Source organism: Micromonospora sp. NBC_00860, assembly GCF_045207375.1.
Taxonomy (GTDB): Bacteria; Actinomycetota; Actinomycetes; order Mycobacteriales; family Micromonosporaceae; genus Micromonospora; species Micromonospora vinacea.
Genome location: NZ_CP108825.1, coordinates 3,277,417 through 3,295,166 on the forward strand (window position 1 = coordinate 3,277,417; position 17,750 = coordinate 3,295,166).

General features: G+C 70.8%; 17 protein-coding genes. 4 read left to right on the top strand and 13 right to left on the bottom strand.

The window, feature by feature from the left end; genetic code table 11:
• Positions 1-55: 55 nt before the first annotated feature.
• The 9 genes from OH804_RS15110 to OH804_RS15150 form a co-directional block, all read right to left on the bottom strand.
• Positions 56-949 carry an SGNH/GDSL hydrolase family protein gene (locus tag OH804_RS15110; RefSeq protein ID WP_406065883.1) on the bottom strand — a complete coding sequence of 298 codons (894 nt, stop codon included), beginning with the start codon at positions 947-949 and terminating at the stop codon, positions 56-58.
• 165 nt (positions 950-1,114) lie between these two features.
• Positions 1,115-1,708, bottom strand: coding sequence for a dihydrofolate reductase family protein (locus OH804_RS15115; RefSeq protein ID WP_196922515.1), 594 nt, complete (start codon positions 1,706-1,708; stop codon positions 1,115-1,117).
• Between the two features lie 109 nt (positions 1,709-1,817).
• Positions 1,818-2,300: a GNAT family N-acetyltransferase gene (locus OH804_RS15120; RefSeq protein ID WP_406065885.1), complete on the bottom strand. Its 483-nt coding sequence runs from the start codon at positions 2,298-2,300 to the stop codon at positions 1,818-1,820.
• A gap of 438 nt (positions 2,301-2,738) precedes the next feature.
• Positions 2,739-4,127, bottom strand: coding sequence for a non-reducing end alpha-L-arabinofuranosidase family hydrolase (locus tag OH804_RS15125; protein ID WP_196922513.1), 1,389 nt, complete (start codon positions 4,125-4,127; stop codon positions 2,739-2,741).
• A gap of 183 nt (positions 4,128-4,310) precedes the next feature.
• Positions 4,311-5,396 (bottom strand): hypothetical protein, encoded by a 1,086-nt coding sequence (locus tag OH804_RS15130; protein ID WP_406065888.1) that lies wholly within the window; start codon positions 5,394-5,396, stop codon positions 4,311-4,313.
• A 57-nt stretch (positions 5,397-5,453) separates the two neighbouring features.
• Positions 5,454-5,897 (bottom strand): OsmC family protein, encoded by a 444-nt coding sequence (locus OH804_RS15135; RefSeq protein ID WP_406065890.1) that lies wholly within the window; start codon positions 5,895-5,897, stop codon positions 5,454-5,456.
• A gap of 25 nt (positions 5,898-5,922) precedes the next feature.
• On the bottom strand, positions 5,923-7,662 hold the full coding sequence (locus tag OH804_RS15140) for a multicopper oxidase family protein (RefSeq protein ID WP_406065892.1): 1,740 nt from the start codon (positions 7,660-7,662) through the stop codon (positions 5,923-5,925).
• Complete coding sequence (locus tag OH804_RS15145) at positions 7,659-8,111, bottom strand: DUF6220 domain-containing protein (protein WP_196922509.1); 453 nt, start codon at positions 8,109-8,111, stop codon at positions 7,659-7,661. The genes OH804_RS15140 and OH804_RS15145 overlap by 4 nt, the downstream gene beginning before the upstream one ends.
• 10 nt (positions 8,112-8,121) lie before the next feature.
• Positions 8,122-9,111, bottom strand: coding sequence for a carboxymuconolactone decarboxylase family protein (locus tag OH804_RS15150; RefSeq protein WP_406065894.1), 990 nt, complete (start codon positions 9,109-9,111; stop codon positions 8,122-8,124).
• Positions 9,112-9,255: 144 nt separating this feature from the next.
• On the opposite strand from OH804_RS15150, the gene OH804_RS15155 reads away from it, so the two are divergent.
• The 4 genes from OH804_RS15155 (at position 9,256) to OH804_RS15170 (ending at position 13,499) form a co-directional block, all read left to right on the top strand.
• Positions 9,256-10,386: a sensor histidine kinase gene (locus OH804_RS15155; RefSeq protein ID WP_406065896.1), complete on the top strand. Its 1,131-nt coding sequence runs from the start codon at positions 9,256-9,258 to the stop codon at positions 10,384-10,386.
• A 25-nt stretch (positions 10,387-10,411) separates the two neighbouring features.
• The gene (locus OH804_RS15160) at positions 10,412-11,074 is read left to right on the top strand and encodes a response regulator transcription factor (protein ID WP_196922506.1); all 663 of its coding nucleotides are present in this window, start codon (positions 10,412-10,414) and stop codon (positions 11,072-11,074) included.
• A gap of 107 nt (positions 11,075-11,181) precedes the next feature.
• Positions 11,182-11,895, top strand: coding sequence for a hypothetical protein (locus OH804_RS15165; protein ID WP_406065899.1), 714 nt, complete (start codon positions 11,182-11,184; stop codon positions 11,893-11,895).
• A gap of 77 nt (positions 11,896-11,972) precedes the next feature.
• The gene (locus OH804_RS15170; protein ID WP_406065901.1) at positions 11,973-13,499 is read left to right on the top strand and encodes a gluconokinase; all 1,527 of its coding nucleotides are present in this window, start codon (positions 11,973-11,975) and stop codon (positions 13,497-13,499) included.
• Here OH804_RS15170 and OH804_RS15175 read toward each other — a convergent pair.
• From OH804_RS15175 to OH804_RS15190, 4 genes are read right to left on the bottom strand one after another with little or no spacing between them, the layout of a single operon-like run.
• Positions 13,477-14,367, bottom strand: coding sequence for an ABC transporter permease (locus OH804_RS15175; RefSeq protein ID WP_406065903.1), 891 nt, complete (start codon positions 14,365-14,367; stop codon positions 13,477-13,479). The two genes, OH804_RS15170 and OH804_RS15175, sit on opposite strands and share 23 nt — an antisense overlap.
• Positions 14,367-15,239, bottom strand: coding sequence for an ABC transporter permease (locus OH804_RS15180; RefSeq protein ID WP_406065905.1), 873 nt, complete (start codon positions 15,237-15,239; stop codon positions 14,367-14,369). Before OH804_RS15180 ends, OH804_RS15175 begins: the two co-directional genes overlap by 1 nt.
• A 23-nt stretch (positions 15,240-15,262) precedes the next feature.
• Positions 15,263-16,375 (bottom strand): ABC transporter ATP-binding protein, encoded by a 1,113-nt coding sequence (locus OH804_RS15185; RefSeq protein WP_406065907.1) that lies wholly within the window; start codon positions 16,373-16,375, stop codon positions 15,263-15,265.
• Positions 16,372-17,592: an ABC transporter substrate-binding protein gene (locus OH804_RS15190; RefSeq protein WP_406065909.1), complete on the bottom strand. Its 1,221-nt coding sequence runs from the start codon at positions 17,590-17,592 to the stop codon at positions 16,372-16,374. The genes OH804_RS15185 and OH804_RS15190 overlap by 4 nt, the downstream gene beginning before the upstream one ends.
• Positions 17,593-17,750: the final 158 nt, after the last annotated feature.

Genomic DNA, 17,750 nt, shown 5'->3' on the forward strand with positions numbered 1-17,750 from the left:
GGGTGACCCGCCCCGCCGCTGGGCGGCGGGGCGGGCTCGGCCGTTTACGGCCTGATCAGCTGTTCAGGCGGGCCAGCAGGGCGGTGGCCATGCCCTGCTCACCTCGGGCGTTGGGGTGGAACGGCGCGGCCGAGTTCTGCGGCACCAGACCCTCGACCCAGCGGGTGCCGCTGCCCTTGCACGCGTCGCGGCCGATGGACGGGGTGTAGACATCGGCGTAGGTGGCACCGTTGGCGCTCGCGGCGCTGGCCAGCATCGCGTTGAGCGACTTCTCGATGCCACGCAGGTACGGCACGTCCTGGTAGGCGATCGGGACGACCGGCCAGCAGCCGTAACCGCTGTCCGGCAGGATCGCCGGGTATCCGAGCACCACGACCCGCGCGCCCGGTGCGGCCTGCCGGACCGCCTGGAGCACGGCGGTGACCTTCGGCGTGGCGGCGACGATCCGCGCCTGCAACTGGTCGACACCTCCGGCGGTGTACCGGTTCTTGCACGGAGATCCGAGCGGGCTGCTGACGCTCGCCTCCGCGCAGTCTCCGATGATCCCGGAGAAGCCGATGTCGTTGCCGCCGATCTGCACCGTCACCAGCGAGGTGTTCGACGTGACCGCGTTGAGCTGCGGCGGCAGCGTGATGCCCAGTTGGCCGCTACCGCCGTAGAGGATGTCGTCCGTGGTGGCGCCGGAGCAGCTCACGTCGGCGAACGACGACGAGCCGGCGGACGCCGCCACCAGCGACGGGTAGTTGCGGTTGGACCGGAGGCAGTTGAGGTCGACCTGAGTGGGGATGAGCGGGCCGGCGGTGTACGAGTCGCCCAGCGCGACGTAGCGGCCGGTGGGCACGGCGGCGCTGGCGGGGGTGGCGACGGTGAGCAGCACGCCGGCGGTGGCGAGGGCGAGTGCGGCCAACCGGCTGGCTGCCCGCAGGCGGGGCAGGCGGGGACGGGTCATGGCGCCTCCCAGGAGGGATCACGGGGGTGGTGGTGCCCGAGATCCTGTCGCCACCGACGTCACCCGTCAATATCGATGACCCTCACTAAATACCGGTCCAAAGTGTGGGACGCATCGGTGGCGGTCACTCCGGCGGCGTATCACCACCGCCCTCAAGGCAGCGCACTAACCCGCATTTCGGTAGCCGTCCGGCGCCGGCGCCTGGCTCGGCGCGTAGATCACGCGAAGGACGCCCGTCGGGAACGCCTCCGACGTCACCAGCCGCAGGTGGTACGCCGCGTCGCCCTCGTCGAACAGCTTGCGGCCCTTACGGGCGGCCACCGGGTGCACCAGCAGGCGCAGCTCGTCGACCAGGCCTGCGGCGAGCAGTTGCTGGACCACGGAGATCGACCCGGGGATGAGGATTCCCCGGACGCCGGCGTCGGCCTTGAGCGCGGCGACGGCGTCGAGGAGGCCACCGTTGATCAGCTCCGAGTTGCGCCAGGAGAACTCCAGCGGCTGGCGCGAGACGACGACCTTGCGCATGTCGCCGAGTTGCGTGGCGAACGGTGCGTCCTCGCCACCCGCGGCCTCCCGGCCGGGCCAGGCCCCGGCGAAGCTGTCGTACGTCTCGCGGCCGATGAGCAGCACGTCGGCGGTGTCATAGTCCTCGGTGACGGCGCGGCCCATGTTTTCGTCGAAGTACGGGAAGTGCCAGTCCGGGTCGATCTCGGCCACACCGTCGGCCGAGATGAACAGCGTGGAGATGACCTTTGCCATCGCGGGGGATCCCTTCGAGTGGGGTGACGTCGGTAGGTCGACCGGCGCATCGTCCCAAACTCGTCAGTCACCGGCCGCCCCCGATGACGCGTGTCGTATCCCCTCTTTGTCAGCCGGACGTCACGGGAGCGATCCAATGCCACGTTTCGAGCGGCTTCAACTGCCCCAACCCATTCGTCCTCTCGATGACCTCATCGTCGCTTCGGACGTATCCGGCGGACTCAGCGACCCGCTGCGAGGGCACATTGCCCTGCACGATGCTCAGCCGCACTCGGGTGAAGCCGAGTTCTTCGTGGCAGAACCTCGTCATCAACCGCAGAGAACGCGACGCCATACCGCGGCGGCGGTGCGTCGGGCCGATGGCGTACCCCAGCACCCCGATCGCCGCGTGGAGTGCGACGAGGCCAAGCGGCTCCCTGCCGTCGCGCGTCACGGCCAGATCGACAATGCCCTGGGCACGGCGCCGCCGGATTCTGACCAGAAAGGCGTCCGCGTCGAATGGGAAAGGGATATCGGTGTTCGCAGCCATGTCTGGCGCGTCGAAGAGGCCCGGCATGTGCGGCAGATCGGTGTCGAGCCAGTCTCGCAGCACGATCCCCTCAGCTTTCAGTACGAGAGGGGAGGCGGTTGGATCGACCGCTGGCGAAATTGTTGATTCACAACTCACACAACATCCTTACACGGACGTCGCCGCCGGCCTGAGCGCCGGAACCGACCGGCCCTTGGTCGCGAGACGAGGGGCACCGGAGGGGTGGGCTCAACGCGGACTCGACGGAGGCCGATCCGCGCTTTTGTCCAGTTTCGGGACCGCTGATGCGATCGGCCGTTGATTGATCGACTCGCCTTCAAGGAAGTCGCGGCGTCAGACCGACCGAGATACCGCGACTTCCATGAACCCGAGTGGATCAAGCGCCGGACCGGGCGAGGCCGGCCCAACCGCGCGCCGGGGGCCGGGGCCGGTGTGGTGCGGGCGGGCTCGGCGTGACGCCGAGCCCGCCCGTTTTGGGACCGTCGTGCTGATCGAATCGGGTCAGCGCTGCAGGGTCAGCAGACCCGGCCGGTACGGCAGGAGGCCGTAGTCGCCGCCGGAGCTGGGGGAACGGCCCTGGTAGAGCAGTTGCAGGTTGCAGGGGTCGACGGTCATGGTCTGGTCGGCGTTGGTGCGCAGCAGCTCACCGTGGCTGATGTCGTTGGTCCAGGTGGCGCCGCTGTTGGCCTTGCCGGCGAACGGGTTGCTCTCGCTGGTGGCCTGCGGCGTCCAGGAACCACCCAGGCTGGTGGCGGTGAACGAGCGGAAGTAGCGGCCCTGCGAGCCGATTGCCTCGACGATCATCAGGTAGCGACTCTGGCCCTGGAGTTTGTAGACCTGAACGGCCTCGAAGAGGTTGTTCGTGGTGTCGCTCATGATGGTCGTGTAGTTGGAGCCGAAGCTGCCCGGGAAGTTCCCGATCGGCATGCTGGCCCGGTAGATCTTGCCGTTGTCACCGGCGAAGAACAGGTACATGTTCTGGTCGTCACCGATGACCGCCTGGTCGATCGGGCCGGTGCCCGAACCGGTGATGCTTCCGCTGAACAGGGTCTGTGCGGCCGACCAGCCGTTCGGGTTGGTGGGGTTGGTCGAGGTCCGGTAGGAGAACGCCGGCCCACCCCACTGGTAGGCGAGCACCCAGATGTTCTTCGGCGCGAAGTAGAACAGCGACGGCGCGACTGTCGCGTTGTTCATCGCGTTCTGGCTGGCCGAGGCCATCTGCGAGTAGTTCGTGAAGAGGCCGAAGTTCATCGAGCCCCACCTGGTCCCGGTGTCGTGGGTGGTGGCGTAGACGAGTTGCTGGCCGTTGTAGGGGGCGACGGTGAAGTCCTTGAGCGACACCCAGCCCGACCTCGGGGTCGCCAGCTGGCCCGTCGACGACCAGCGGTACGTGGACGGGAGGTTGCACGTGGTCGGCGGCGGGGTGGTCGGCGGCGGATCGGTCGGCGGTGGGGTCGTCGGCGGGGTCGTCGTGCCGCCGGTGCAGGCGACACCGTTCAGGGCGAAGCTCGTCGGGTCGGGGTTGCTGCCCGTCCAGGACCCGTTGAACCCGAACGACACAGTGCCGTTGGTCGGGACCGCCCCGTTGTAGCCCACGTTCTTCGCCGTCACCGCCGACCCGCTCTGTGTCAGCGACGTGTTCCAGGACTGCGTCACCGTCTGTCCGGCGCCGTAGGACCAGGTCAACGTCCAGCTGCTCAAGGGATCACCGAGGTTCGTGATCGCCACGTTGGCGCCGAAGCCGCCCTGCCACTGCGACGACACGGCGTAGTTCACCGAACAACCCTCGGCCGCGGCGACAGCCGGCAGCGCCGCGACGACTGTCGACGACACCAGTAGACCGACGCCGGCAGCAACCAGACCGACATTGGTGGCTCTGGATCTGGCCATATAGCACCCTCCTCGCGGGACGGCGGCCTATACATTGGTGGCGGTCGCTGTGCGGTGACCGATTGTGAGCGTTAACAGGCCGCGTCACGCATGTTACGGGAGCGCTCCCATACCCTCAAGCTCATCTATCCCTCATTTTTCACGTCGACTTTTCCGGTGCGGCTGGCCCGGTGACGACGCTCCTCAGACGACCGTCACTGTGAGCACGCCAAACTGATCTCCCCGTTGCACGTAGTGCGGCAGGTAGAACTTCCACGTCACCGTCAGCTCGCGCCCGGCCCGCATCGAGGCCGGCACCTCGGCGACCATTTCGAACACGGCGCTGCCGCCGGCGGGGATCTGCGGGAGCGGGCCGCAGTTCAGCCGGTACAGCTGGGCCGAGTTCACCGCGTCGTTCGTCGCGTCGCCGAGCGAGAACCGTTCGACGAGGTAGCCCGGGCAGGGGTCCAGCGCGAGAGGGCCGTCGGTCGGGTTGCCGAGCGTCACCCGGAAGGTGAGCCGCGACCCGGCCGCAGCGGTCGCCGGCCCCTGGACAGCGACGGTGAGCCGGTCCAGCGGCGAGGACGGGGGCCTCGACACCGCCACCGGCTCGGTGAACCCACTCGCGGACAGCGTCGCTCGCGCCCGGGGGTTCACCCCCTCCCCCTGCGGACAACCCGGACGCTCGTCGGCGGTGACCGGCGCGCGCACCGTGCCGCCGTCGTGCGGTAGCTCGATCGCGAGCTCCACCGGCACGACGGTCGGCTGACAGAACGGCCCGGACCAGTCCAGACGTAGGCTGGCGTGGCCACCGGCCGGCACGGCGACCACCCGGGTGCGGCCCTCCTCGTTGATGCCGTGGGTGTAGAGCATCGGGATCTCGCGGCCGCCGGCGAGCATGGTCGTGGGCACCTCGCCCTGCAATGTGCACTCGACAGTCGACGAGTTCCGCACGTCCACTTCGCCGATGAGCTTGCCGATGGCCGCGTCGAAGCCCCGGGGGGTCTCACCGCCGGTGCCGGGCCGCGTCCAGCTGGTGAGCCGGCCGGTCAGCTGCTCCGCCCGGCACGGCTCGCTGCCGGCGGCCGGCGTCCTCGGGGCGGCGGGCCGCCCGTTGAGGTCCTCGTCGGTGATCTTCAGGTCGGCCCACGGGACGCTGCCGTCGGCGAGCAGTGCGGTGGGCGCCGGCGCCGCGGCCGTCGGGTCCGAGCGACCCGGCTGGGCGTTCGGCTCGGCGCACGCCGCCACCGCGGCGAGGACGATCAGCAGTGGCACCAGTAGTCGACGCATGCCGTCATCCTCACCCGAACGGACCGCACGAACCTGAGTAGCCGGGCTCAGCGACGATCAGTCTCCGCTGGGCCCGGGTGCCTCGGCGATCACCACGGGAGTGCCGAGCTCGACGGTACGGGAGACCGTGCACAACCGGTCGTGCGACTGCTGCAGCGACCGGGGCAGCGCCGTACGGGCCGCGTCGCCGTCCGCGCCGTCGGGGAACGTCACTGTGAACTCGACCCGCAGGTTCCGCATCCGGTTTCCGCCGGCCTCGTCCCGGATCTTGTCACCGGTGACGGCGACGGTGAACTCGGTCGGCTCGGCGCGACGGCTGGTGATGTGGTCCACGTCCACGGCGGTGCAACCGCCGATGGCGGCCAGCAGCAACTCCACAGGGGTGAAACTGCCGTCCTCGCCCGTGCCCAACGACACCGACCCGCCACGGGAGTTCCGCACGACGTAGTTGCCCAGGCTGGTGCGCTCGATCGCCACCGAACGGAAGGTGTCCTCAGTCATGACAGAAAACTACCGGTAACCGCGATCACGAGTACATGAGATGCAAGGTCATCCCGGCATCGGCATGGGCCAGGTTGTGACAGTGGTTGGCCCACACCCCCGGGTTGTCGGCCCGGAACGCCACCTTCCACACCTCGCCCGGACGGACGTCGAACGAGTCGAGCCACAACGGGCTTCCGGCCGCCGGCTCGCCATCGCGGGCCAGCACCAGGACGTGGTGGCCGTGCAGGTGCCACGGGTGCACGATCTGCGACCGGTTGACGATCGTGAACAGGACGACGTCGCCCCGGCGTACGACCTGCGGTGGGATGTCCGGGTCGGCCGCGCCGTTGACGGTGTGGGCGTACCGCGGCAGCAGTTTGCGCAGGTCGAGGCCGCGATCGAGGACCAGGGTGAACGTCTTGTCGAACCGGGACCAGGGCGCCGCGGCGGTCGCGCCGTAGCCGAGCGGGTCGAGCACCGGCCAGGCGCTGGTCGCCGTCGACACCGGTCCGGTCGAGTAGACCGCGCGTCCGTCGACGAACAGCGCCACAGGGGTCGCCGGCGCGGTGAAGACCAGGTCGTAGCGGCCCCCGGCCGGGATCAGCACTGCGGTGTCCTCCAGCGGCGTCGAACCCCGCAGGTCGACGCCGTCGATCGCGGCCACCCGGAACGCGGTACCGGCCACTGCGTAGCGGTGCGTCGTGCTGTCGGTGTTGATCAGTCGCAACCGCACCGGCACGCCGGCCTCGACCTGCTCCACTCTCGGCGCGGGCAACGGACGGCCTGCCAGGGTGTGTACCGGCACTGTGACGTCGAGGCCGGTCACCGGCCCTGGTCGCACCACCAGCACACCGTAGAGACCCATCCGCACGCCGACGTCGGAGGCAGAGTGCGTGTGGTACCAGTACGTTCCGGCCTGATCGGCGCGGAACCGGTAGACGAACTCCTGCCCGGGCCGCACCGCCGCCTGCGTCACCCCGGGCACACCGTCCTGATCGTTCGGCACGTCGTACCCGTGCCAGTGCACTGTGACGCCGCGGCCGATGTCCCGGTTGCGCAGCGTCACTTCCACCACGTCGCCGACGGTGGCGGTCAGCTCCGGCCCGGGTACCTGCCCGTTGAACGCCCAGGCCGCGACGTTCCGGCCGTCCGCGTCCACGGTGGCGGTCCCGGCGGTCAGGGTGAACCGCCGGGTAGGTTCGTCGGCGATCCGGGTCGCCGGATGGGCGTGGTCGTGCGGGACGGCGGGCGCGGCGCCCGGGGCGACGGTGAGCCCCACTCCGGTCAGCAGCGCCGCGACGGCCACCGCGAGGGCCACCCGGGACACCGTCCGGGATGGGCGCGCGCCGAGGGCACGTCCCGAGACCACTGTCGCCGCGACGACCCCGGCGACCGCGAGCAGCCCCGCCCCGGCCGGCGGCGGATAGCCGTGCAGGACTGTCACGAGCAGGGCGCTGCTCGTGGCGTACCCGGCGAAGAGCAGCGGAAGCGCGACGGCCCGGATGTCGCCCGGGGCCTGCAGCAACCGCGGACCGGCGACGCCCACCGCCGCGAGCGACAGCGGGCCCGCGATCAAGATCTTCTCCGCGGCGAACCACCAGCCGGCGCGCGCGAGGGCGGTGATCGTGATCGCGCGGGCGAGCGTGGCGAGCAGCGCGACGGCAGCCAGTCCCAGTGCGAGCGGGCGGCGGCGGGCGGCGGACGCGGCGCCACCCCCCAGCCAGCCGGCGGTCGCGATGACCGCGATCACGAGGTCGGCCACGAGCAGCGACCCGGTGCTCATGCCGGCTCCGCTTCCCGGGCGGGCACCCGAGTGGTGTCGGCCCGTTCCATGCCGGCCAGCTTGCGCGCCGCCCGGTGCACGCCGACCACGACGTGCACCGCGATGATTCCGTTGAGCGCGTGCAACCCGCCGATGGTCAGGCCGAGTGGAGTGCTGACACCCGACGCGTCAGTGGACGCCTCGGCCAGCATGGCGATGAGCGGCTGAAGGAGGACGAGGCCGATCGGCAGGATCGCCAGTCCGATGAGCTTTCCCGGCGCCTTCGCCAGCGCGGCGAACACTGCGGTGAGCACTGTGAGAATCGGGATGACCGCCATGCCGTTGACGCTGTGCAGCGCGTACGCGTCCTCACCGGCGGGTCTGGTGAAGCCGCCCACGGCGGCGAGAACGAACTGCACCGCGAACGCGACGAGCAACAGCAAGCTGATGACGACGAGTGCCTTGCGCATGGGTTACCTCCTAGAGGTGCGCCGAGGCGAGGGCCTGGGCGACGTGATCGGTGGCCGTGATCGCCCCGTACGCGACCAACCGCACGAGGTCGGCGTCGGCGGGGTGGGAGAGCCGCCACAGCGCGACGTCCCCTGGGCTGATCGCGCTGGGCGCGAACGCCGCCAGCAACGCGATCCGCGTCCCGATGCGGTCCGTGCCCGGCACATCCCGGACCAGGTCGACGGCCCAGTCCGCGGGCCGGGCCGGGAACCGCCCGTCCTCCCAGCGCACTGTCGCGGTGACGGTCTCGCGCGCCACGTCGCCCAGCAGATCTCCGCCCCGGGTGGCGGCGTTGCGCAACGACGCGTAGGCGACGCCCACCGGGCTGTCCCCCGCCCAGGCTGGCGCTGCCGTCGCATCGGCGTCGAGGAGCTGGAGGCTCCGGCCGGGCTCCTTCGACTCCCGGGCCGCCTTGGCGTAGAGCCGACCCCCGACCGAACGCACCAGTGGGGACCGTTGCAGGCCACCGGGGAGCAGATCGGGGTCGAGCAACGCCGAGACGACCCGGTTGATGAAGTGGAAGGCGAGCAGGGTGCCGGTGATCTCCGGGCGGTACGGGCTGGTCCAGTCGGCGGCCCTGGGGCTGCGGCTCGCCTGCGCCCAGCGGACGAGTTGGGCGTGCCCCGGCTCGGATGGCGTCTCGCCCCGGGCGACGGCCTCGGCCAGCCTCGGTTCACCCAGCGCGTGCAGCAGCAGCACGTGGGCGTCGACGCAGAATTGACAGCGGTTGGCCCTGGACACCGCAGCCGCGACGAGTTCGCGGTCGACCCGGGGGGCGTTCCCGGCGAGTAGCGCCTCCCGCATCAGTGCCCAGGTCGCGGCCAGCACCTTCGGCACGGCCGAGAGCGCCTGGAAGGTCGGCAACGGCCCGAGGAAGTCGTCGCGCGACTGTTGGTAGACCGCTGCGGTGAGGCCGGTGGCCGCCCGTGTCGGGGTGGGAGTGAAGAAGCGGTATGTCATGGGCTCGATGCTTGTGCCGGCGGACCGGGAAAGCGTCGTTCCGCCGCAGACACTTGCCGCGCCGTGGATACCGCGCCCGTGGTACGCCGCAGGTACCACGCGCGCGGGATGCTGCACCGACGATTGCCGTTCTACAGTGCGACCATGCGCCGCGACCTCCCGTACGCCCTCGGCGGTCTCGCCCTCGGCGTCCTCCTGCTCGGCAACGCCGTGCTCACCCCGGACGCCGCGCCGGTCGAGGTGCTCGACGTCGCCCTGGTCCTGGCCATGGCGGTGGGCCTGGCGGCGTGCCGGCGCTACCCGGTGGTGGCGCTGGGCGTGGTCACCGTCGCCATGCTGGCCGTTCACGTCCGCGTGCACCCGGGGGTGTCCGCCGCGTTTCCCGTGCTCGGCGCGGTCTACGTCACCGCCTGGCAGGGGCATCGGTGGGCCGCCGCCGTGGCCAGCCTCGCCTTCCTCGGTGGCTTCCTGGCCCGCGACATCTCGATGGCGCCGGCCGGCCGCCCCGGCCAACTCGTCGCCGAGCGGACGGCCCTGCTGCTGGGCTGGTTCGTGGCGGCCAACGTCGCCGGACTCGTCGCACGGCAGCGCCAGGCCTACCTGGAGCAGGTCGAGCAGCGGGCGATCGAGGCCGAACGCACCCGCGAGGAGATGGCGTTGCGGCGCGCCGGGGAGGAGCGCCTGCGCATCGCCCGCGACCTGCACGACTCGCTGACCCACAGCATCTCGGTGATCAAGGTGCAGGCCGGCATCGCCGTGCACCTGGCCCGCAAGCACGGCGAGACACCGTCGCCCACGCTGCTGGCGATCCAGGAGGCCAGCGGCGCCGCGATGCGGGAGCTGCGCACGACCCTCGACGTCCTGCGCGCACCCACCGACGGCGATCGCGTCGGGCTGGCCCGGGTGGACGAGCTGGCCGAGCGGACCCGCGCGGTCGGCGTACCGGTGCAGGTGACCGTCACCGGTCAGCGCGGAAACCTGCCCGACGAGGTCGACCAGGCCGGGTACCGGGTCATCCAGGAGGCCCTCACCAACGTGGCCCGCCACGCCGGCCCCGCGACCGCGCACATCCAGGTGGCGTACGCCCCGGCGCAGCTGACCGTCGCGGTCATCGACGACGGCCAGGCGTCGCCGGCCGAGCCCCCGACGCCCGGCGTGGGCCTGCGCGGCATGCGGGAGCGGGTCAGCGCACTGGGCGGCACGCTGCGGGCCGCCGCGCACGACGACCACGGGTTCACCGTGCGGGCCACCTTCCCGCTCGACGGTGCGCGGTGACCGCCCGCCGCGGGGAGGAGCCGGGATGATCCGGGTGCTGCTCGCCGACGACCAGGCGCTGATGCGCGCCGGCTTCCGGGCACTGCTCGACGCCGAGGACCATCTGGAGGTCGTCGGCGAGGCGACCGACGGCACCTCTGCCGTCCACCTGTCGCGATGTCTGCGCCCCGACGTCGTCCTGATGGACGTGCAGATGCCGGGCCTCGACGGCATCGAGGCCACCCGGCGCATCGCCGCCGATCCCGACCTCGCCGCGGTCCGCGTTCTCATCCTCACCAACTACGGGCTCGACTCCTACGTGTTCGCCGCCCTCCGCGCGGGCGCCAGCGGCTTCCTCCTCAAGGACGCCGACCCCACCGACCTGCTGCACGCCGTCACCGTCGTCGCGCGCGGCGACGCGTTGCTCGCGCCGACCGTCACCCGCACGCTGATCAGTGAGTTCGTGGCCGGCCCACCGCCGGCGGTGCCGACGGCCGGACGCGACGTGCTGACCGCCCGGGAGCAGGAGGTCGTCGAGCTGGTCGCCCGCGGGCTGACCAACGACGAGATCGCCGCGCGCATGGTGATCAGTCCGCTGACCGCCAAGACACACGTCAACCGGGCCATGACGAAGCTGCACTGCCGCGACCGGGCCCAGCTTGTCGTGTGGGCGTACGAATCGGGGCTGATCACGCCACGTCGACGGTGATCGCCGTCTCCGCGAGCGGAGCCGATCAGCCCCCCTTGGGAACATGAGGGACGGTCGACGCACTAGCATTGCCGCCGTCCGCGACGGCTCTGCTGAATCGAGGCGACATGCGTTGGCTCCGTCGACTGCTGGGCGGTAGGAAGGTCCAGCTCGACCCGGGACGCCAGCAGGCGCTGCTGCACGACGTCCAGTCCCGGTACGGCTCCCACGCGCGGATCCGGTTCACCGAGCAGGTCGACGCGCTCACCGGTTCGCTCGACAGCGACGACGGCCTGGTGGTGGCGACCCGGATCGTGAGTCAGGTCGCCGACGAGGCCCATGTGGACCTTCAGGCCCAGGCCCAGGAGATCCACCGGCGGACGGGCCGACGGCTGCTGGTGCACCGCCGTAACTACCGGCCGCTGTGGAAGGAGGCCGGCCCGGCCCTGCGCTGGCCGCTGTTCGCGTTGCCGTGCGGCTTCCACCCGTACGCGCAGGTGGCCGCCGCCGTCACTGTGGTCGGCAACCGGGCGCCCCGGCTCGACCGGGTGACCGACCCGAACCCGCTGGTGACCCGCGTGTTCGAGGTGCTCGACCTCACCACGTCGGGCTGGGAGTACGGCCGGGTGCGGGTGGACACCGACGCCGCCACCCTGGCCGATCGACTGATCGTCAGTGCTGGGCGGGTCCTCGCGGCCATGGACGATCCGCCGCGACTGCCGCCCGCGGTCCGGGAGCTGATGCGTCGTAACAACACCGTCGCCGTGCACGACCCGGCCGGCCCCCGGGCCGTGGGCGGGATCAACCTGGGCGCGCGGATGCGGGAGGAGTTCCTGGTCTGAGCGCCGGCGGACCTACGGTGACGACAACTGCGCGCAACCGCTTGCCGCCCCAGTGAGCACCGCTCGACCATGTGCGGATGGGGCCGGAGCGTCGGGTGATCGTCGGGGTCGACGTGGGCACCAGGGCCGTGCGGGCTGTCGCGTTCGCACTGGACGGCACCGCACGACACGTCGCCACGCGGGAGTACCCGCTGCTGGAGCCGATGCCCGGCTGGCGGGTGCAGGAGCCGGACGTGCTCATGGCGGCCACAGTGGCGGCGCTGTCCGCGTGTGTGGCCGGCACCGCCGGGGCGGAGGTGGTCGCCCTCGCGCTGAGTTCCGCCAGGTACGGCCTGATCGGGCTGGACGCGGCCATGACGCCGGTGACGCCGCTGCTGACCCGGCGTGACATGCGGTCGTCGGAGGCGGCCCGTGAGTTGCGGTTGTCCGGCCAGAGCCGGGAGCTGCACCGGTTGACGGGCACACCTGTGCACCCGATGAACCCGTTCTGCAAGCTCCTGTGGTTCGCCCGGCACGAGCCGTACCTGTGCACGGCGACCCGGTGGTGGATCGGCCTCAAGGACTATGTGGTCCATCGACTCACCGGAATGTTGGTGACCGAGTTGTCCTCGGCGTCCGGCACCGGGATGTTCGACGTGCACCGTCGGGGCTGGAGTACCGCCGTCCTCGATCTCGCCGGGTTGTCCGAGAGTCAGCTGCCCCCGGTCCTGCCCACGACGGCGGTGCTGCGGTTGTCGCCGACGGCCGGGCGCGCGGTGGGCCTGCCCTCCGGCACACCGGTCGTCGTCGGCGCGGGAGACGGTCCCTTGCGGAGCCTGGGCGCGGCGGCGATCGACAACACCGTCGGTGGGCTGACGCTCGGGGCTACCGGGGCTCTGCGGACGGTCGTCGAGGGTCCCCTCTCCGAGCCGGTCGAGACGTTCTCCTGCGCTGCGTTGACCGACGACGCGTGGGTTGTCGGCGGCGCGGTCAGCAACGGCGGCAACGTCGTGCGGTGGGCGGGGCGTGTCCTCGGTGACGACAGTGCCGTGCCTGCGCTCCTGGATCTCGCCGGGCGGATCGCGCCGGGCAGCGACGGTCTCGTGATGTTGCCCTACCTGCTGGCCGACGAGGCCCCGCTGCAGGGCTACGCAGCGCCGGGCGCGTTCCTGGGGCTGCGCAGCGAGCACTCGCGCGGCCACCTGGTCCGGGCCGCCGTCGAGGGCGTCTGCCTGCAACTCGGTGGTGTCCGTGACCGGCTGGCCGAGCTGACGCCGATCGGCAGCATCCGCCTGACCGGTGGGGCCTTCCGGTCTCCGCTGTGGCGCGAGGTGATGGCTGCGGTCCTGGACTGCCCGGTCCGCGTCGCAGGTGTGGCCGACCACGTCCCCCTCGGCGCGGCGGCGCTCGGGCTCTTCGCGATCGGCCACACCTGCGATCTTCGGGAGGCGGTCACGCAGCTCGATCCCGCTGTCGCGGGCGGCGAGCCAGTCGCTGTCGACCCGGCTCTCGCCGCGACCTATCGCGGGCTACGGACGAGGCTGCCCGCGCTCATCACGGTCGCGGGTCGCCTGGGTGAGATCCTCGACGCAAGCGTCGGCCTCAATGCTCCGGCTCGTCCTTGACCTGCGCCACCAGCTGGGTCGGGTTGACGTAGCGCAGTGCGACGACGAGCAGGACCAGCATCATCGAGGTGTAGATGACCGCCATGGCGTCGACAGACTGCTGGGCCCTGATCCCGGACGCGGACATCGAGTAGTAGAGCGCCACCACCAGGGTCTGCGAGTCGGGTCCCGCGGTCAGGAAGGTGAGCTCGAACATGCCCACGGTCCGCACGAGCACGAGGATCGCGGAGGCGAGGATGCCCGGCACGAGCAGCGGCGTGAGGACCCGCAGGAACACCGTCCGCAGGCCGGCGCCGCACATGCGCGCCGCGCTCTCGATCCGAGGGTCGATCTGCTCGATGAACGGGGTCATGGTCAGGATGACGAAGGGCACCGACGGTACGAGGTTGGCGAGCACCACCCCGGACATGTGCCCGGCCAGGCCGAACTTGTACAGGACGGTCGCCAGCGGAATGCCGTACGTGATCGGGGGCATCAGGATGGGCAGCAGGAACACGAGGAAGATCAGTCGTTTGCCGGGGAACGAGCGCCGTGCGAGGGCGTAGGCGGCCGGCACGCCGATCACCAGCGAGAGCCCCACCACGAGTACGGAGACCTCCAGCGTCACGACGATGACCTGGAGGAGCGCGAACTCGTCCCAGGCCCGGGCGTACCAGCTGGTGGTGTAGCCGTCCGGGAGCCAGGTGTCGAACCACCGCTGGCCGAACGAGCTGACCAGCACGGACGCCACGACGCCGAGCAGGTTGAGGAAGAAGAAGATGACGGCGCCCCACACGATCCAGGCGGCCGGCCGGGCGGCGATGCGCCGCCGCCGGTCGGTGCTGGTGGCGGGGGGCCGCGTTGGTGGGGCCTGGGTGGTCGTTGCCATCAGCCCTTGCCTCCGGTGGAGCCGGTGTAGAAGCGGCCGCGAGCGGCCAGCACCACCGCGATGATGACCAGCTCGACGAAGCCCATGATCATGGCAATCGCCGACGCGTACGGGTAGTCGTACTGCTCGTACGCCGCCTGGTAGGCGGCGAGGGAGATGACCCGGGTCTCACCGGCGGGGTTGCCGACCAGGACCGCCGACGGGAACACGCTGAACGCCAGGACGAACGTCAGGCAGAAGGTCGTGGCGAGGCCGGGCATCAGCAGCGGCAGGGTGATCCGGGTGAACCGGCGACGCCAGTCCGCGCCCAGGGTCGCGGCCGCCCGTTCCAGGGTCGGGTCGATGCCGGACAGGTACGAGAGCACCAGCAGGAACGCGAACGGAAAGCCGGTGATCACCAGGGAGAAGAACACCCCCCAGTAGTTGTGGGTCAGCCGCACCGGTTCGTCGACGAGGTGGGTGGCCAGCAGGATCCGGTTGAACCAGCCGGTCGGGCCGAGGAAGTTCAGCAACCCCTGCGCGGTGAGGACCGTGCCGAGCGTGATCGGCACGACCAGCAGCGTGGTGACCAGCCGCTTGCCCCGGAACCGGCCGCGCATCCGGTAGGCGATCGGCACCGCGGCGAGGACGTTCAGGAGCGCGGCGGGCAACGCGATCCGCAGCGTGATCCAGATCGTGCCCCGCTCGTAGGAGTCGGAGAAGAACCGGGCGTAGTCGCTGAACGGCCCGCCAGTGGTCGGCTGGAACGAGAGCGTCAGCCCGTAGAAGAACGGATAGAGGAACAGGGCGACGACGAAGACCAGGGCCGGGACCAGCAACCACAGCTGACGGTCGACGCCCCGCTCGGCGAGGCGGTGCTGCCAGTGCGCCAACGGCCTCCCGGGCCCGGCGCCGCTCACCGCGTCGCCCCCGGCGCGTCAGTGAGGCGGTCGGTCGCCGCCGATTCGTCGGCGGGATAGACGAGCAGCCGCTGCGGGTCGACGGCGAGTTTGATCTGGTCTCCCGGCGCGATCCGTTGCTCGGTCCGCAGGTGCAGCAGCAGCCCGGTGTCGGTGCGGGCCTCGGCCGCCAACTCGCGGCCCTGGTACTCCACCACCTCCACGGTCGCCGACATGGCGTTGCGGGTCTCGCCGGGCCCGTCGACGCGGATGTCCTCGGGGCGTACCGCGACCACCGCCTCCACCCCGGTCCGCAGGGTCCCCACCACCTCACCGAGCAGGCGGTGGCCGGACGATTCGACTGTGGCCCTGCCGCCGTCGGACTGCTCCACCCGCCCCCGCCACAGGTTGCGGTAGCCCATGAAGTCGGCGACGTGCCAGTTCGCCGGCCGGGTGTGCAGTTCGCGCGGCGAGCCGATCTGCTGCACCCGTCCCTCCCGCAGCACCACCAGCCGGTCGGCCAGGGACAGCGCCTCCTCCTGGTCGTGGGTCACGTAGACGGTGGTGAGCCCCAGTGACTGGTGCAGCCGGCGGATCTCGGTCCGCATCTCCAGGCGCAGCTTGGCGTCGAGGTTGCTCAACGGTTCGTCCATCAACACCAGGGACGGCTCGAACACGACGGCGCGGGCGATGGCCACGCGTTGCTGCTGGCCACCAGAGAGCTGACCGGGCAGCTTGTCGACGTGGTCCTCCAGTCGCACCAGCCGCACCGCCTCCTCCGTACGCCGGCGCGTCTCCTCCTTGGGTAGTCGCCGCATGCGCAGCCCGAAGGCGATGTTCGCCCGGACCGTCAGGTGCGGGAAGAGGGCGTAGCTCTGGAACACCATGCCGAAGCCGCGCCGCTCCGGTGGCAGCGTGTCGATGCGGCGCTCGTCCTGCCAGATGCTCCCCGCCGTCAACGGCAGCAGCCCGGCCAGGCAGTTCAACGCCGTCGACTTGCCGCAGCCGGACGGGCCGAGCAGGGCGATGAACTCACCCGCCTCGATCGTCAGGTCCAGCTCGGTGAGCGCGGCCTGGCCACCGAACCGGCGGGACACCCCGTCCAGCCGCAGCTGGGTGAAGGCGCTCATCCCTGCTTGACCTTGCCGCCGCCGATCTCGCGGTCCCAGCGGCTGAACGCGGCCACCAGGCTCTTCGCGTCGAGCGGGACCTCGGTCGGGTTCCCGGCGATCAGCGCGTCGTACTCGGGGCGACCGAACTCCCGGATCGCGTCCTGGCTCTTCTGCGGCGCCGACGAGAGCTGGACCTCCTTGATCGCCGGGCCCGGGTAGAAGTAGCCCTCGTCGTACGCCTTCGCCTGCTGTTCGGGGGTGAGCATGAACGCCAGCAGGGCCAGCACCGCGGCCTGGGTGTCGGTCGATACGCCCTTGGGCATGACGGCGTAGTGCGCGTCGGTGACCCAGTGGAAGCCGTCGATTGGGGTGATCCTGGCCTCCTTGGGCACCGTGCCGAGCACCCGCGGGTTGATGTCCCAACCGGTCGTGCTGACGATCAGGTGCGCGGTGCCGTTGGCGAGGTTCTTCATCGTCTCGGTGGTGCCGGACGGGTAGTAGTCGACGTACTGGCCCAGCTCCTTGAGGAAGGCCCACGTCTTGTCCCATCCCGCGGTGGGGTCCTTGGGGTTCGAGTCGCCCAGGATGTAGGGCAGACCCATCAGGAACGTCCGACCCGGGCCGGAGTTGGCCGGGCGGGCGTACTGGAATTTCCTGGGGTTGGCCCTGGCCCAGGCGAGCAGGGCCTCCGCGCTGGTGGGTGGCGAGGCGAGGCGCGCCGGCAGATATTCGAGCAGGGGCCCTGACGGGTAGTAGGTGACGGTGACGCCCGCGTTGCCGGCGAGCTTCTGCATCGCGGCCGCCGGCTCCAGGTAGTTGCTCATCCCGCCGAGGCGGTCCTGGAAGGTCGGCAACACGTCGATCCAGAGCCCCTGCTCGATTCCGGCGGCCAGGCCGTCGACGCCGGTCAGCACGAGACCGATGTCCACCCGGTCCGCCCCCTGCTGGGCCTTGATCTTCCCGGCCAGCTCGGGCGCCGGTGCCTTCGAATAGGTCACCCGGGAGATCACGTCGGGGTTCTTCGAGACGAACTCGTCGATCATCCCCTGGGTCAGCTGGAGGTTGCCCGCCACGTCGAGGACGTTGAGTGTGACGGCCTTGCCGGGCCGCTGTGGCACCTCGCCGGTGGTGTCGCCCTTTGTGTCGCCGGGAGCCTCGGGTGCCCCACACCCGACGGCGCCCACCAGGAGTGACGATGCCGTGACCAGGAGAGCGCCGCGCCGCGAGATACCCATGAGCCGTTCCCTCCGCCAGGTGTCATCCCCGCTGATTGAGGCAGCCGGCGCGCCGCGGCGGCAACGGGTTGCCATGTATTGCCTCGCGCGAATGCGATCGGGCAGCCGGATTGTTGCCGGGGCATTGCCGAGTATTCACCGCGGCCATAGCATGATCA

Bases quoted from the DNA above. Each gene is read 5' to 3' on its own strand.
- OH804_RS15110 (WP_406065883.1), bottom strand. From the start codon at position 949: ATGACCCGTCCCCGCCTGCCCCGCCTGCGGGCAGCCAGCCGGTTGGCC.
- OH804_RS15115 (WP_196922515.1), bottom strand. From the start codon at position 1,708: ATGGCAAAGGTCATCTCCACGCTGTTCATCTCGGCCGACGGTGTGGCC.
- OH804_RS15125 (WP_196922513.1), bottom strand. From the start codon at position 4,127: ATGGCCAGATCCAGAGCCACCAATGTCGGTCTGGTTGCTGCCGGCGTC.
- OH804_RS15130 (WP_406065888.1), bottom strand. From the start codon at position 5,396: ATGCGTCGACTACTGGTGCCACTGCTGATCGTCCTCGCCGCGGTGGCG.
- OH804_RS15135 (WP_406065890.1), bottom strand. From the start codon at position 5,897: ATGACTGAGGACACCTTCCGTTCGGTGGCGATCGAGCGCACCAGCCTG.
- OH804_RS15140 (WP_406065892.1), bottom strand. From the start codon at position 7,662: ATGAGCACCGGGTCGCTGCTCGTGGCCGACCTCGTGATCGCGGTCATC.
- OH804_RS15145 (WP_196922509.1), bottom strand. From the start codon at position 8,111: ATGCGCAAGGCACTCGTCGTCATCAGCTTGCTGTTGCTCGTCGCGTTC.
- OH804_RS15150 (WP_406065894.1), bottom strand. From the start codon at position 9,111: ATGACATACCGCTTCTTCACTCCCACCCCGACACGGGCGGCCACCGGC.
- OH804_RS15155 (WP_406065896.1), top strand. From the start codon at position 9,256: ATGCGCCGCGACCTCCCGTACGCCCTCGGCGGTCTCGCCCTCGGCGTC.
- OH804_RS15160 (WP_196922506.1), top strand. From the start codon at position 10,412: ATGATCCGGGTGCTGCTCGCCGACGACCAGGCGCTGATGCGCGCCGGC.
- OH804_RS15165 (WP_406065899.1), top strand. From the start codon at position 11,182: ATGCGTTGGCTCCGTCGACTGCTGGGCGGTAGGAAGGTCCAGCTCGAC.
- OH804_RS15170 (WP_406065901.1), top strand. From the start codon at position 11,973: ATGGGGCCGGAGCGTCGGGTGATCGTCGGGGTCGACGTGGGCACCAGG.
- OH804_RS15175 (WP_406065903.1), bottom strand. From the start codon at position 14,367: ATGGCAACGACCACCCAGGCCCCACCAACGCGGCCCCCCGCCACCAGC.
- OH804_RS15185 (WP_406065907.1), bottom strand. From the start codon at position 16,375: ATGAGCGCCTTCACCCAGCTGCGGCTGGACGGGGTGTCCCGCCGGTTC.
- OH804_RS15190 (WP_406065909.1), bottom strand. From the start codon at position 17,592: ATGGGTATCTCGCGGCGCGGCGCTCTCCTGGTCACGGCATCGTCACTC.